Source organism: Necropsobacter massiliensis (genome assembly GCF_000827595.2).
GTDB classification, from domain to species: Bacteria; Pseudomonadota; Gammaproteobacteria; order Enterobacterales; family Pasteurellaceae; genus Necropsobacter; species Necropsobacter massiliensis.
On record NZ_LN776181.1, the window covers coordinates 1 to 12,648 of the forward strand.

17 protein-coding genes and 1 rRNA gene are annotated in these 12,648 nt (G+C 46.2%); 6 read left to right on the forward strand and 12 right to left on the reverse strand.

All coding sequences use genetic code 11. The features are described 5' to 3' along the window. Together BN3349_RS03790 and gmhB are read right to left on the reverse strand one after the other, a co-directional pair. A 16S ribosomal RNA gene (locus BN3349_RS03790) occupies window positions 1-91 on the reverse strand; the annotation flags it as partial. A gap of 363 nt (window positions 92-454) precedes the next feature. Further along, window positions 455-1,012: a D-glycero-beta-D-manno-heptose 1,7-bisphosphate 7-phosphatase gene (gene gmhB / locus BN3349_RS03795; RefSeq protein WP_040976039.1), complete on the reverse strand. Its 558-nt coding sequence runs from the start codon at window positions 1,010-1,012 to the stop codon at window positions 455-457. A gap of 167 nt (window positions 1,013-1,179) precedes the next feature. Here gmhB and metN point away from each other — a divergent pair, with 167 nt between their 5' ends. Genes metN through BN3349_RS03810 form a run of 3 tightly spaced genes read left to right on the forward strand, consistent with a single transcriptional unit; the run spans window position 1,180 to window position 3,770 of the window. Continuing rightward, window positions 1,180-2,217, forward strand: a complete 1,038-nt coding sequence (gene metN / locus BN3349_RS03800; protein WP_040976040.1) for a methionine ABC transporter ATP-binding protein MetN — start codon at window positions 1,180-1,182, stop codon at window positions 2,215-2,217. Further along, window positions 2,207-2,896 (forward strand): methionine ABC transporter permease, encoded by a 690-nt coding sequence (locus BN3349_RS03805; RefSeq protein WP_040976042.1) that lies wholly within the window; start codon window positions 2,207-2,209, stop codon window positions 2,894-2,896. Before metN ends, BN3349_RS03805 begins: the two co-directional genes overlap by 11 nt. Window positions 2,897-2,927: 31 nt before the next feature. After that, window positions 2,928-3,770, forward strand: a complete 843-nt coding sequence (locus BN3349_RS03810) for a MetQ/NlpA family lipoprotein (RefSeq protein WP_032108063.1) — start codon at window positions 2,928-2,930, stop codon at window positions 3,768-3,770. Between the two features lie 134 nt (window positions 3,771-3,904). Here BN3349_RS03810 and tusB read toward each other — a convergent pair whose 3' ends face one another. The 5 genes from tusB to BN3349_RS03835 form a co-directional block, all read right to left on the reverse strand. Further along, on the reverse strand, window positions 3,905-4,186 hold the full coding sequence (gene tusB, locus BN3349_RS03815) for a sulfurtransferase complex subunit TusB (protein WP_040976089.1): 282 nt from the start codon (window positions 4,184-4,186) through the stop codon (window positions 3,905-3,907). A 10-nt stretch (window positions 4,187-4,196) separates the two neighbouring features. Next, window positions 4,197-4,556, reverse strand: a complete 360-nt coding sequence (tusC, locus tag BN3349_RS03820; RefSeq protein WP_040976046.1) for a sulfurtransferase complex subunit TusC — start codon at window positions 4,554-4,556, stop codon at window positions 4,197-4,199. After that, entirely contained in the window at window positions 4,553-4,933 is a 381-nt protein-coding gene (tusD, locus tag BN3349_RS03825) for a sulfurtransferase complex subunit TusD (protein ID WP_040976048.1), read from the reverse strand. The genes tusC and tusD overlap by 4 nt, the downstream gene beginning before the upstream one ends. Beyond that, entirely contained in the window at window positions 4,934-5,605 is a 672-nt protein-coding gene (locus BN3349_RS03830) for a helix-turn-helix transcriptional regulator (RefSeq protein ID WP_040976050.1), read from the reverse strand. A gap of 74 nt (window positions 5,606-5,679) precedes the next feature. Next, window positions 5,680-6,396 carry an FKBP-type peptidyl-prolyl cis-trans isomerase gene (locus BN3349_RS03835; RefSeq protein WP_040976051.1) on the reverse strand — a complete coding sequence of 239 codons (717 nt, stop codon included), beginning with the start codon at window positions 6,394-6,396 and terminating at the stop codon, window positions 5,680-5,682. Between the two features lie 91 nt (window positions 6,397-6,487). On the opposite strand from BN3349_RS03835, the gene BN3349_RS03840 reads away from it, so the two are divergent. Further along, window positions 6,488-6,709 (forward strand): SlyX family protein, encoded by a 222-nt coding sequence (locus tag BN3349_RS03840; protein ID WP_040976052.1) that lies wholly within the window; start codon window positions 6,488-6,490, stop codon window positions 6,707-6,709. A gap of 60 nt (window positions 6,710-6,769) precedes the next feature. On the opposite strand, the gene BN3349_RS03845 is transcribed toward BN3349_RS03840, so the two are convergent. Next, window positions 6,770-7,495: a redoxin family protein gene (locus BN3349_RS03845; protein ID WP_040976053.1), complete on the reverse strand. Its 726-nt coding sequence runs from the start codon at window positions 7,493-7,495 to the stop codon at window positions 6,770-6,772. 121 nt (window positions 7,496-7,616) lie between these two features. Between BN3349_RS03845 and oxyR the strand changes: the two genes are divergently transcribed. Beyond that, window positions 7,617-8,513, forward strand: coding sequence for a DNA-binding transcriptional regulator OxyR (oxyR, locus tag BN3349_RS03850; protein ID WP_032108055.1), 897 nt, complete (start codon window positions 7,617-7,619; stop codon window positions 8,511-8,513). 12 nt (window positions 8,514-8,525) lie between these two features. Next, a complete protein-coding gene (fabR, locus tag BN3349_RS03855) occupies window positions 8,526-9,146 on the forward strand; it encodes an HTH-type transcriptional repressor FabR (protein WP_040976054.1) in 621 nt (206 codons plus the stop codon). A 65-nt stretch (window positions 9,147-9,211) separates the two neighbouring features. Here the strand turns inward: fabR and fucO are convergent, their stop codons facing one another. The 4 genes from fucO to deoR form a co-directional block, all read right to left on the reverse strand. After that, window positions 9,212-10,363, reverse strand: a complete 1,152-nt coding sequence (fucO, locus tag BN3349_RS03860) for a lactaldehyde reductase (RefSeq protein WP_040976055.1) — start codon at window positions 10,361-10,363, stop codon at window positions 9,212-9,214. A gap of 56 nt (window positions 10,364-10,419) precedes the next feature. After that, window positions 10,420-10,857, reverse strand: coding sequence for an L-fucose mutarotase (fucU, locus tag BN3349_RS03865; RefSeq protein WP_040976056.1), 438 nt, complete (start codon window positions 10,855-10,857; stop codon window positions 10,420-10,422). 201 nt (window positions 10,858-11,058) lie between these two features. After that, the gene (locus BN3349_RS03870) at window positions 11,059-11,811 is read right to left on the reverse strand and encodes a DeoR/GlpR family DNA-binding transcription regulator (RefSeq protein WP_040976057.1); all 753 of its coding nucleotides are present in this window, start codon (window positions 11,809-11,811) and stop codon (window positions 11,059-11,061) included. A gap of 76 nt (window positions 11,812-11,887) precedes the next feature. Next, on the reverse strand, window positions 11,888-12,640 hold the full coding sequence (gene deoR, locus BN3349_RS03875) for a DNA-binding transcriptional repressor DeoR (protein ID WP_040976058.1): 753 nt from the start codon (window positions 12,638-12,640) through the stop codon (window positions 11,888-11,890). Window positions 12,641-12,648 lie beyond the last annotated feature (8 nt).

The window sequence follows — 12,648 nt, forward strand, 5'->3', positions numbered from 1 at the left end:
AAAAGCAAGCTTTCATTCGTTACCGTTCGACTTGCATGTGTTAAGCCTGCCGCCAGCGTTCAATCTGAGCCATGATCAAACTCTTCAATTCAAGTTCAATCGCTCAATAAATCACTTAGCTTTAATTTTTGTTTGTGGACGCAATCAATGCCTCCCAACAAACACAAAATGAATTTTAAGTTAAGCACTTATCAAGACTTTAAAATTAAAAAATAGTTTTAAACAAAGTCAATCAACAAGTGCCCACACAGATTGTCTGATAGATTGTTAAAGAACAAAAAACAACGACGCGAGTCAGTTTCACTTTGCTTACAACGTCGCGTCGTTGTGTGGGGCGTATTATAGGGATTTCATCAACCTTTGCAAGCGCTTTTTGGAAAAAATTTCAAAATTTTTATCGAAAGTTGATCTTTTCGTCAAATTGGTCAAAAAAAACCAAAGTGCGGTCGTTTTTTTAAGCGTTTTTTAACTGTCTAACCAAGGCGGGAAGCGCCGCCACGGAATCCAGTACATAATCTGCGGCCTGCAATGCCGCGCCTGTCGGCGTTTTACCGCTTTTTACCAAAACGCCGTATTTTACTCCCGCACTTTTACCTGCCTGCAAATCTTCAAACTTATCTCCGACCATCAGCGACCGCGCCGGATCAATTTTTAATTCACCAATCGCCTGCAACAACATACCTGCCTTCGGTTTACGGCAATCACAATCCTGTTTATAATCGCCCTGCCCGTCGGGATGATGCGGACAGTAGTAAATACCGTCCAGCTCAACGCCGCGATCTGCCAGCGACCAATCCATCCATTCGGTTAACTGCAAAAATTCCTGTTCGCTAAAATAACCGCGTGCAATACCGGATTGATTAGTCACGACAACTAACATATACCCCATATTTTTCAATTGTTTAAGCGCTTCAATACTGCCGTCAATAAATTTAAACCGCTCGATCTCATGCACATAACCGTAATCAATGTTCAGCGTTCCGTCCCGATCCAGAAAAATGGCCTTGTTCACATTTTATCCTTGTAAGTGATGATTAATTTGTCGCATTATGACTTAATTTTCTTCTAACTAATAGCCGAACATTATAAAAATCCGCGCAATAAATATTGACACGGCAATCTAGACGTCTAGAATACCCGTTAAACTTAAATTTAAGCAAATAAACTAAAAGGGCTTATATGATTAAGCTAAAAAATATCAGTAAAATTTTTGATGTTACGGGGAAAAAGCTGACCGCGCTGAACAACGTGACCTTAGCGGTGCCGACAGGTCAGATTTGCGGCGTTATCGGCGCATCCGGCGCAGGGAAAAGTACGCTTATCCGTTGCGTTAATTTATTGGAAAAACCGACTTTCGGCGCGGTAATTGTTGACGGCAAAGAACTCACTGCCTTGAGCGAACGTCAACTGATTCAAGAGCGGCGCAATATCGGGATGATTTTTCAGCATTTTAATCTGTTGAGTTCACGCACGGTATTCGGCAACGTCGCGTTACCGCTGGAATTAGAACATACACCGAAAGAAACCATCGTTCGAAAAGTCGATGAGTTGCTGGCCTTGGTCGGACTAACCGATAAAAAAGACGTTTATCCGGCGAATTTATCCGGCGGTCAGAAGCAACGGGTCGCCATTGCGCGTGCGTTAGCCTGCGATCCGAAAGTGCTATTGTGTGATGAAGCCACCAGCGCACTGGATCCTGCCACGACGCAAGCTATTTTAACATTATTGAAAGAAATCAACCGCACTTTAGGCATTACCATTCTGTTGATCACGCATGAAATGGACGTGGTAAAACGCATTTGCGATCAGGTTGCGGTAATTGATCACGGGAAACTCATCGAACAGGGTTCGGTCAGCGATATTTTCTCAAATCCGAAAACAGAACTGGCGCAGGAATTTATTCGTTCAACCTTTCACATCAGCCTGCCGGACGAATACATGGAAAAATTGTCGCCAACGCCAAAACACGCCGCTTCTTATCCGATTATCAAATTTGAATTTACCGGACGCTCCGTCGATGCGCCGCTGTTGTCACAGGCGTCAAAACGGTTCGGCGTGGAACTGAGTATTTTAACCTCGCAAATCGATTATGCCGGCGGTGTCAAGTTCGGCTTTACGATTGCCGAAGTGGAAGGCAATGAAGATGCCATTACACAGACGAAGATTTATCTTATGGAAAATAATGTACGCGTGGAGGTATTAGGCTATGTGGACTGAGTTTAGCGCTGAATTTTCACGCCAATTAACCCCGCAAGTTTGGCAATTGATCGGAATGAGTTCGTTCGAAACGGTATATATGAGCCTGCTGGCAACATTCTTTGCCGTGGCACTGGGCTTGCCGCTCGGCATTATTACGTTTCTGACCCAAGCGGGACAATCATTAGAAAACCGACGATTAAATCGCATCTTGGAAGCGCTCATTAATGTCGGTCGCTCCATTCCGTTCATTATTTTATTATTCGACCTGATGCCGCTAACCCGCTTTTTGGTCGGCACCACGCTGGGCACCACTGCGGCGATCATCCCGTTGAGCGTTGCCGCATTGCCGTTTTATGCCCGTTTAACAATTAATGCGCTGGGCGATGTGCCAAGTGGATTGACCGAAACCGCCAAAGCGATGGGAACTAGCGTATGGCAAATGGTCACTCGGTTTTATTTGCCTGAAGCGCTGCCGATGTTAATTAAAGCTATGACATTGACCCTCGTCACGCTTATCGGTTACTCCGCCATGGCAGGCGCCGTAGGCGGCGGCGGATTAGGCAATACCGCCATTTCTTACGGCTTACACCGCAACATGAGCTACGTGCTGTGGGTTTCAACAATTATCATCGTATTAATCGTGATGCTATGCGAAAGATATGGTAACAAGCTCGCTGATCATTTCGATCATCGTTAATTTATTCACCTGTATTTAGAGGACTTTTACAATGAACTTAAAAAAAGTATTAGGTATTGCGACTTTGGCGTCGGTTTTTGCCCTGACCGCATGTAAAGACGAAAAAAAACCGGAAAGCGCCGCGGTCGAACCGGCGAAACAAGCTGCGCCGCAAAAAATCAAAGTCGGCGTGATGTCCGGCCCTGAACATCAGGTGGCAGAAATTGCGGCTAAAATCGCCAAAGAAAAATACAATCTGGATGTGGAATTCGTTGAATTTAACGACTACGCCCTGCCTAATCCGGCGGTCAGCAAAGGCGATCTGGACATCAATGCGATGCAGCACAAACCTTATCTGGATTCCGATGTCAAAGCCAACAACCTGAATAACCTTGTGATTGTCGGCAATACCTTTGTTTATCCGTTAGCCGGTTATTCAAAAACCATCAAAAAAGTCGATGAATTAAAAGACGGTGCGAAAATCGCCGTACCGAACGATCCGAGCAATCAAGGTCGTGCCTTGATTCTATTGGAAAAACAAGGTCTGATTAAACTGAAAGACAACACGAATCTGGCAGCCACGCCGTTGGATATCGTAGAAAATCCGAAAAATCTGCAAATTCAGCCGGTTGATACCGCAGTTGCGGCACGCGCTTTAGACGATGTTGATTTGGCCGTCGTCAACAATACCTATGCTTCTCAAGTCGGTCTAAATACCACCGAACACGGCGTGTTTGTCGAAGACAAAGATTCGCCTTATGTCAATATCATTGTGGCACGTCAAGATAATAAAGACAGCAAAGCCGTTCAGGATTTCGTAAAAGCCTATCAGACCGAAGAAGTCTATCAGGAAGCCGTGAAATTCTTTAAAGACGGCGTAGTCAAAGGCTGGTAATTTTGACCGCACTTTGCTCTGCGCTTCAAAACTTGAACACTAAATAAACCTCAGTTAAATATTGAGCTCGGTATGGTACCGAGCTCAAATTATTTCACGCGGATTTAATACGGTCCTCGTTATAACGTACAGAATTACAAGGCAAATTGCGGCGTATATTTTTCACTCAATTCAACCACAAGCTCAAGCGAAATCGACCGCACTTTCGCGGGCATTAATGCGCTGATTCCGCGGGCGGTAACATCACTTTCCAGCGCATAGCAGGGTGCAGCCGAATTGGCAAACAAAGCAGGGTATTTCAGCGCCAGCAAGACACCGTCCTGCCACAATAATATGGCGTCCTGCGCAGTGGTTTGGATTAAATAACGGCGCAGATAAGTGGCGTCGTAAACCGCCTGAGAGAAGGTATAAAGCATCATGGTTATTCTAAAAAGTGAAGATTTTTTCCGCCCGTGCAAGTTGTTGCAGTATCACAGTGCGGTCGGTTTTTTCACAGGATATTATGCTATCTTGGGCTTCCAGTCCAAGCTGAACTAAGGACTGACGACAAACATAACGCTGCATAATGCCATATAAATCGAGCAATTTCAATGCGCTGATAAAATCTTTTTGCAAAATACGTTCCGGTTTTTGACCGCACAGCAGATTAAACACGCCATCATCCATAAAAAACACGGCAATGCCCTCTTCTTCACAAAATGCCGTGGCGGCAAGTAGCGCATCCAGCCCTTCGCGGCTGACTGCCGTGCCGTGCGGCGCAGTGCGGAACACATAAGCCAGTTTCATATTGTGATCACCCGTTCCGCTTCCAGTACGGCTTTGCTGAATTCGCCGAGTCCGGCAAGGGTAAAACCGGCAGCTAAATTGGTGTGTTCCGGGCAAAGTGCGGTCAGTTTATCGGCAATTCCGCGCCGCTGCGACGCTGCAATACACAAATGCAGAGGAATGCCGTATGTTTGATGCAAGCTTTGCCAGCCTGAAACCAGATTACATTCATCATTGGCGGGATTCACCAGCGCATTACCGTTGCTCACGCCGTCCTGAAAAAAGAAAATCTGGCTGATTTGATGCCCTTTACGCAGTAGCGCCTGCGCAAACTGATAGGCTAAAAAGGCCCCCTCAGCACCATAAACCGGTTGTTTCACCGCAAGTACATAACGCATTTATTTGGTTTCTTCCTGCTCTTGCTTGATTTGACGAATATACAGATACACGGTATGACGCGAGATATCCAGCCGTTCGGCAACCAGATGAATGGCGTCTTTAATATCAAAAATGCCCTTTTCATATAATGAAAGCACAATCTGGCGGTTTTTATTATTGTTGGAAACCTGTCGATCCGCCGTCACTTCTTCAATGGTCTGTTCAATGGTTTGCGCCACCAACTCTTCTACCGAACTGGCGAAATTCACTTCCGGCGCTTGATTGGGTTGAGTCGTCGGCATCAACGCCTGTAAAAATTGGGAAACCGGCACATCCAGATTGATATTGATACACAACAAGCCGATAATACGCCTGTTTTTATTACGAATGGCAATCGTCACCGACTTCATCAGCCCGTTGCCTTTAGCCCGGGTAAAATAAGGTTTTGACACGTTTTCCGTGTGCATGCTGCGCAGTGATTTCAAGGCAAAATCCGTGATCGGCGAGCCGACTTTACGATGGGTATTATGCCCGTTGGCAATGCAGATCGCCGAGTGTTCCAAATCTTCCAGCGAGTGCAAAACGATTTCGCAGTGACTACCGATTAAAGCGCTTACCCCTTCTACCACTGCTACATAAGAATTTAGAATTATGCGATCCTCATCGGTAAAAGGCCGTCTGTCCGTTAACATAGTATGATGCCCAAATGGTTATCCGCCAAACCGCACTTTATGCCGAGCGTATTAAAGTGCGGTCGGTTTTTTCATTATTTTGTCTGTTCTTTTTTAGCCGGTGTAACGTCTAATACTTCCACGTCAAAATATAAAGTCGAATTCGGTGGAATTGGGCCGGCGCCTTGTTCGCCGTAAGCCAAGCCAGCAGGGATCACCAATTCGATTTTACCGCCTTTTTTCACCAGTTGCAGACCTTCAGTCCAACCTTTGATTACCTGATTCAGTTTAAACTCCGCCGGTTGTCCGCGTTCCACCGAGCTGTCAAACACACTGCCATTCGCCAGTTTACCGGTGTAATGCACTTTAACCAGATCATCTTCTTTAATCGCCTCACCACTGCCGGCTTTCTCAATACGGTACAGCAACCCGGAGGCAGTTTTCTTCACGCCGTCTTTTTTCATGAATTCGGCAGCAAAGGTTTCATTTTCCGCTTTCACTTTTGCCTGACGCGCTTCATAAACCTTATCGCCGATAGCCTGCAATTGTTTTTGAATTTCTTCTTCGGATAACGCGCCTTTGCCGTCCAGCGCATCTTTAATACCGGCTAAAATGCGGGCATGATCATAATTAATGATGTCTTTTTGATCGTCGATCAACCCCTTGAGGAATTGCTGTCCGGTTGCATAACCGACAACGTATGAGGCATCATCGCTGAACTTCTTATCCGTTGCCTGATCGGCAAAAGCCGCGCCGGAAAACAACGCGCTGATAACGACAGCAATCGCTGATAATTTTTGAATTTTTAACATCGTTGTTGATCCTTTATAATAAACGTTGAAATCATCGCGAATAGGTTAAATCGTATTTAACAAATTCACAACCTTTATTTGAGGATTATTTATGCAAACTCAACACAATTCAGACCAACGGCTGGCAGAGCTTGAAACGAAAATCGCGTTTCAGGAAAAAATGCTGGAAGACTTAAATCAGGCGTTGGTGGCACAGCAGTTCGCGCTCGATAAAATGCAGCTACAATTGCGCTATCTGGCAAATAAACTTAAAGATATGCAGCCGTCGAATATCGCCAGTCAGGCGGAGGAAACGCCGCCACCTCATTATTAATCGGCTCATTGGTATAAAAAAGGGATGCGCACACATCCCAAAACTTATGAACAAATCCAATTATGCAAAATAGGCTTCCAGATCGTCGCTACCGCCAATATGCTTACCGCCGATAAACACCTGCGGCACGGTTACTCGACCGCTAATCGCGCGTACCGATGTGATAGTGGCATCTTTACCCAGCACGATTTCTTCGTAAGGCAGTCCTTTTTCCTGCAACAGCGCTTTTGCTTTGGCGCAGAACGGACAACCCGGTTTGGTAAAAATAGACACTGACGGTTTCGGCTGCCAATCCGGTTTAATGTATTTGATCATGGTATCGGCGTCGGACACTTTAAACGGATCACCCGGTTCGTTCGGTTCAATGAACATTTTCTCAATCACGCCGTTTTTGACCAGCATGGAATAACGCCATGAACGTTTACCGAAACCTAAATCCTCTTTATCCACCAGCATGCCCATACCGGCAGTAAATTCTCCGTTGCCGTCCGGAATCACCGTGATATTGGAAGCATCCTCATCCGCTCGCCACGCATTCATTACAAAGGTGTCATTCACCGAAACACAGATGATATCGTCTACGCCCAAGGCTTTAAATTCCGCAGCCAGTTCGTTATAACGCGGTAAATGAGTGGATGAACAGGTCGGCGTAAAAGCGCCCGGTAATGAAAACAGTACGACGGTTTTGTTATCAAATAATTCTGCGCTGGTAATATCAACCCATTTGTCACCCTGACGGGTATGGAATGTGACTTGAGGAACGTGTTTTCCTTCCATTGCTGGCATAATTTTTCTCCTATTTTTGAGTGGCTTATTTACTACGCTGTAAATTATAGTAAAATCTATGCTATAGTTACAAACGATTAATACCTATCTTTTTAATTGATTCCTTCTATAAGGTGAATATATGAATATCCGCGATTTAGAATATCTGGTTGCACTGGCCGAACACAAACATTTTCGCCGCGCCGCCGATTCCTGCCACGTCAGCCAACCAACCCTGAGCGGACAGATCCGCAAGCTGGAGGATGAACTCGGCATTATTTTACTGGAAAGAACCAGCCGTAAGGTACTTTTTACTCAATCCGGTTTATTATTAGTCAATCAGGCAAAAACAGTATTGCGCGAAGTCAAATTATTAAAAGAAATGGCAAGCAATCAGGGCAAAGAAATGACCGGACCGTTGCATATTGGCGTGATCCCGACTATCGGGCCTTATCTGCTGCCATATATCGTACCGACGCTGAAACAGGAATTTCCCGATTTGGAACTGTTTCTATACGAAGCGCAAACCCAACAATTGTTGGAACAGCTGGAAACGGGCAGACTAGACTGCGCGATTCTCGCCTCGGTGGCGGAAACAGAAGCCTTTATCGAAGTACCGCTGTTTAACGAAAGAATGTTGCTTGCGATTTCCGATCAACATCCATGGGCGAATAAAGAATCGATCAAAATGGAAAAACTGAAAGGCTGCGAAATGCTGATGCTAGATGACGGCCATTGCCTGCGCGGTCAAGCACTGGGTTATTGTTTTACTGCCGGCGCAAAAGAAAACCAGCATTTTCAAGCTACTAGTCTGGAAACCCTGCGCAACATGGTTTCCGCCAATGCAGGCATGACCTTAATGCCGGAACTGGCGGTATTAAGCGAAGGCAACCGCACCGGCGTGAAATACATTCCCTGCACCTCACCGGAACCAGCGCGTACCGTCGCCTTGATTTATCGCCCCGGCTCACCGCTGCGTAACCGTTATGAACGTATCGCAGATATGGTTTCCAGTGCAGTTAAACCCATTCTTGTCTAGAAGGAAACCGCGATGGCAGGAATACGTGCAGTTCAAAAAGAAAAAACCCGTCGGGCATTGGTGGATGCCGCATTCAATCAACTCAGCGCCGAGAAAAGTTTCTCCAATCTAAGTCTGCGCGAGGTTGCCCGTGAAGCTGGCATCGCGCCGACTTCATTTTACCGGCATTTTCGCGATATGGATGAACTGGGGCTGGAAATGGTGGACGAAGCCGGTCTAATGCTGCGCCAGCTCATGCGTCAGGCGCGTAAACGGATTGCCAACGGCGGCAGCGTTATCGCCATTTCTCTTGACACTTTCTTTGAGTTCATTAACAACAGCCCCAATGTTTTTCGCCTGCTGCTACGCGAAAGCTCGGGGACTTCGCAAGCATTTCGTACCGCTGCGGCACGCGAAATTAAACATTTTATCGACGAGTTGACCGAATATATCGCGCAGCGCAACAATTACCCGCCCCATATCGCCTATGTGCAGGCGGAAGGTATCGTCACGCTGGTCTTCACCGCCGGCGCAAATGCCTTGGATATAAATAAAAAAGAACGGGATGAGCTCAAAGAACGGGTGGTATTACAATTACGCATGTTGGCAAAAGGCGCCGATTACACCGCCCAAAAAGAAAAAGGAAAAATCTGACCGCACTTTGCACGGAAAAGGCGGGCTTATTACAACAAACCCGCCTGATTATACTTGTTGCCGCATCAGAATGCCGTTTTATATACTTCCAGAATCTCCGCCGCACTGCACTCGCGCGGATTACCGCCGGTACACACATCATTAAACGCATCCACCGATAATGCCGGCAAATCTTCCTCTTTCACCCCAATCTGCGACAGTTTTTGCGGAATACCGACATCTATCGCCAACTGCTTCACCGCCGCCACCGCGGCATTACGATATTGCTCCGGACTCATACGATCAACCTCAGGTACGCCCATCACTCGTGCGATTTCGCGATATTTCTCGCCGGTGTAATCTTTATTAAACGCCATCACATAAGGCAGCAATACGGCATTTGCAATACCGTGTGGTGTATCATAATAAGCGGACAGCGGATGCGCCATACTGTGTACCACGCCCAGCCCGACATTAGAAAAGCCCATGCCCGCCATATATTGCCCCAGCGCCATATCCTCGCGCCCTTTCGGCTCATTTGCCACTGCCGCACGCAACGAACGGGAAATTAATTCTATCGCCTTCAAATGCAGCGTATCGGTTAACTCCCACGCAGCTTTCGTAATATATCCTTCAATGGCATGAGTTAACGCATCCATACCGGTTGCCGCAGTCAACCCTTTCGGCATACTGGACATCATCTCGGGATCGACAATCGCAACCACCGGAATATCGTGCACATCAACGCATACAAATTTGCGTTTTTTCGCTTCATCGGTAATCACATAGTTAATGGTGACTTCCGCCGCCGTTCCCGCTGTCGTCGCCACGGCAATAATCGGCACACTTTTATATTTCGTCGGTGCCACGCCTTCTAGCGACAACACGTCGGCAAACTGCGGGTTATTAATAATAATCCCGATGGCCTTGGCACTGTCAATCGGCGATCCGCCGCCGATAGCAATTAAATAATCCGCGCCAATCTGTTTAAAACGTTCAACGCCGCGCTTGACCACCGCCACACTCGGATTGGCTTTCACTTCATCAAATACTTCATAAGCCAATCCCGCGTCATCTAAAAGTGCGGTCACTTTTTTCGCGACATTGAATTTCACCAAATCTTTATCAGTAACCACTAAGGCTTTTTTAAATCCGCGCGCTTGCGCTTCCACCACCACATTTTCCACTGCACCTTTTCCGTGGTAGCTGGTTTCATTCAAAATCATTCTGTTTGCCATTGTACTCCTCCGTATCAATATTAATCATGTTCTGGAATGTGATTCGCACCGTTGCGTTATTCTGCAAACGGCGTTACGCCTTTTTTAATGATAATATTGCCATATTTCGCCGTTTCGCCGGTAATCACAACAGCATAGGCTTGCTGCGCGCGTTCGTAAAACATAAAACGGTCAATCCGCTCCAAATTAGGTACATTTCCGACCGCACTTTTAATCGCCGCCAGATAGCGCGCCTCCACATCCGGATCGAGCGAATCACCGGCAACCGGCTGCATCATCACCAACGGTGCGCCGACATAGCTGTCGAACTCAAATAACGGCGCAATGGCTTTCAGCAAAATATCCACCGCGACCCCATCGGCTCGAATCACTGTAGAATGCAAACGATGTGCTGGAAAATGAGCATCAGACAGCACCAACTCATCACCATGCCCCATTTCGGCCAGCACTTTTAACAATTGCGGCGAAATCGCCGGATGAATACCTTTTAACATAACAACTCCTTATTTCATTTGCCTGATAACCAATTCATTTGCCTAGGGTTATTTTTTCACAAAAAAACAGCGAGAATAGCATTTTTGCTAATTTAGCTTCTTTTCGTGAGAGAGATCACAAGAAAAAAGACTATGACAGTGACAAAAATGCCCGTTTTATGCAATAAAACAACAAAACAGGCAATTCAAACAGGCGATTAATTATTTGATGGAAATAAGAACATCGTGATTTTTACAATAATTCTGCAATTCCTCGGTAGTTTCACGTTCTGTAAACAAAATATCAATCTGCGACAAATCAGCCAATTTAATTAAATGTTTACGTTCAAACTTAGAGCTGTCCAGCAATAAAAATTTCTGCCCGGACGCATCCATCATCTTACGCTTAACCGACGCATTCAATTCATTGGATTCCCAAATAGAACCACTGCTGTCGATGCCCGTGCAGGAAAACAGGCAAATATCAATATGCAATCGTTGCAACAACTGCTCGGACAGCGGCCCGTAAAAGGCGTCATATTTACTTGAATAAACACCGCCAGTAGCAATTGTGGTAACATTGGGTTTATTGACTAATGCAGCAATATTATGCATCGAATTAGTAACGATTGTGCAGGGAATATCGGGAATAAGCTGGGTAAAATGCCAACTAGTAGAACTGGCGTCCAAACCGATAACTGCCCCCTCAAACACATATTCCGCCGCGCGCGTTGCAATAGCACGTTTAGCATCATAATTGGCACGCTGACGCACCTGAAAAGAACTCCCGACATCTTTTGACTGGCAACTCACCGCACCACCGTGCACTCGGTAAACCAATCCCCGTTCTTCCAATCCGTTTAAATCCCGCCGAATGGTTTCCACCGACACCTCAAACCGCCGCGCCAGTTCATCCACTTTCACCTTACCCGACGTATTTACAACATGTAAAATCAAATCTGCTCTGGTTTGCATCTTTACTCCCCAAAACGGTCAAAACAGTCAGATAAAAATTATATGCCTTATTGTAGCGTAAAGCAAAATGGTAGTATTAATACAATATCGTTTGCCCATCATTTCTAAACTCATCCGGCAACGGCTGATCCGACACCACCAAATCAAATTGTTTCAGCTCGCCGATATATGCTTGTCGCACTTTATGCAGCTTAGAGTGGTCGAACACCAAAATCGCCTGCTGTGTTTTCGCCATAGCATGAGTTTTAATGCGCGCTTCATCAAAATTAAAGCAGGTTACGCCTTGTCTGGCATCCACGCCGGCGGCGGAAATAAAGGCTTTACCGGTACAAACCGACTCCAGCTCGGCGGACAAACGCACTGGCGCAAAACAGGAATTATGGCGCGTATAATGCCCGCCACACAAAATCACCTCACAATTCGGCTTATCCTGTAACGCCATAAACACATTCAGTGAATAGCAAAGTGCGGTGAATTTTATCCCGTTATCTATTTGCGAAGCGATGAACGGAATGGTGGAGCCGCAATCGAAAAAAACCACATCGCCTTCCTGCACCAGCGGAGCCGCCAGTGAGCCAATGTGCATTTTGGGCGCGATATTGCGGGTTTGCTGTTCGGCGATAAAATACCGTTTATCGGTATTCTGGCTGGGATTGGCGACAATATACCCGCCCAACAGCACCACCGGACCCGTATTATGAGTTAAATCGCGTCGGATGGTCATTTCCGACACATTCAGAATTTCCGCTGCGTCACGCAGATGAATTTTATCCATTTGTTTCAGCAAAAACGCCAGTTTCTGTACGCGCGGGCTGAGTGTGTTATCCATACGGGTAA

Bases quoted from the DNA above. Each gene is read 5' to 3' on its own strand.
- BN3349_RS03835 (WP_040976051.1), bottom strand. From the start codon at position 6,396: ATGTTAAAAATTCAAAAATTATCAGCGATTGCTGTCGTTATCAGCGCG.
- BN3349_RS03810 (WP_032108063.1), top strand. From the start codon at position 2,928: ATGAACTTAAAAAAAGTATTAGGTATTGCGACTTTGGCGTCGGTTTTT.
- BN3349_RS03830 (WP_040976050.1), bottom strand. From the start codon at position 5,605: ATGTTAACGGACAGACGGCCTTTTACCGATGAGGATCGCATAATTCTA.
- fucU (WP_040976056.1), bottom strand. From the start codon at position 10,857: ATGTTAAAAGGTATTCATCCGGCGATTTCGCCGCAATTGTTAAAAGTG.
- tusD (WP_040976048.1), bottom strand. From the start codon at position 4,933: ATGCGTTATGTACTTGCGGTGAAACAACCGGTTTATGGTGCTGAGGGG.
- BN3349_RS03845 (WP_040976053.1), bottom strand. From the start codon at position 7,495: ATGCCAGCAATGGAAGGAAAACACGTTCCTCAAGTCACATTCCATACC.
- tusB (WP_040976089.1), bottom strand. From the start codon at position 4,186: ATGCTTTATACCTTCTCTCAGGCGGTTTACGACGCCACTTATCTGCGC.
- BN3349_RS03840 (WP_040976052.1), top strand. From the start codon at position 6,488: ATGCAAACTCAACACAATTCAGACCAACGGCTGGCAGAGCTTGAAACG.
- oxyR (WP_032108055.1), top strand. From the start codon at position 7,617: ATGAATATCCGCGATTTAGAATATCTGGTTGCACTGGCCGAACACAAA.
- tusC (WP_040976046.1), bottom strand. From the start codon at position 4,556: ATGAAACTGGCTTATGTGTTCCGCACTGCGCCGCACGGCACGGCAGTC.
- deoR (WP_040976058.1), bottom strand. From the start codon at position 12,640: ATGGATAACACACTCAGCCCGCGCGTACAGAAACTGGCGTTTTTGCTG.
- BN3349_RS03870 (WP_040976057.1), bottom strand. From the start codon at position 11,811: ATGCAAACCAGAGCAGATTTGATTTTACATGTTGTAAATACGTCGGGT.
- fabR (WP_040976054.1), top strand. From the start codon at position 8,526: ATGGCAGGAATACGTGCAGTTCAAAAAGAAAAAACCCGTCGGGCATTG.
- metN (WP_040976040.1), top strand. From the start codon at position 1,180: ATGATTAAGCTAAAAAATATCAGTAAAATTTTTGATGTTACGGGGAAA.
- fucO (WP_040976055.1), bottom strand. From the start codon at position 10,363: ATGGCAAACAGAATGATTTTGAATGAAACCAGCTACCACGGAAAAGGT.
- BN3349_RS03805 (WP_040976042.1), top strand. From the start codon at position 2,207: ATGTGGACTGAGTTTAGCGCTGAATTTTCACGCCAATTAACCCCGCAA.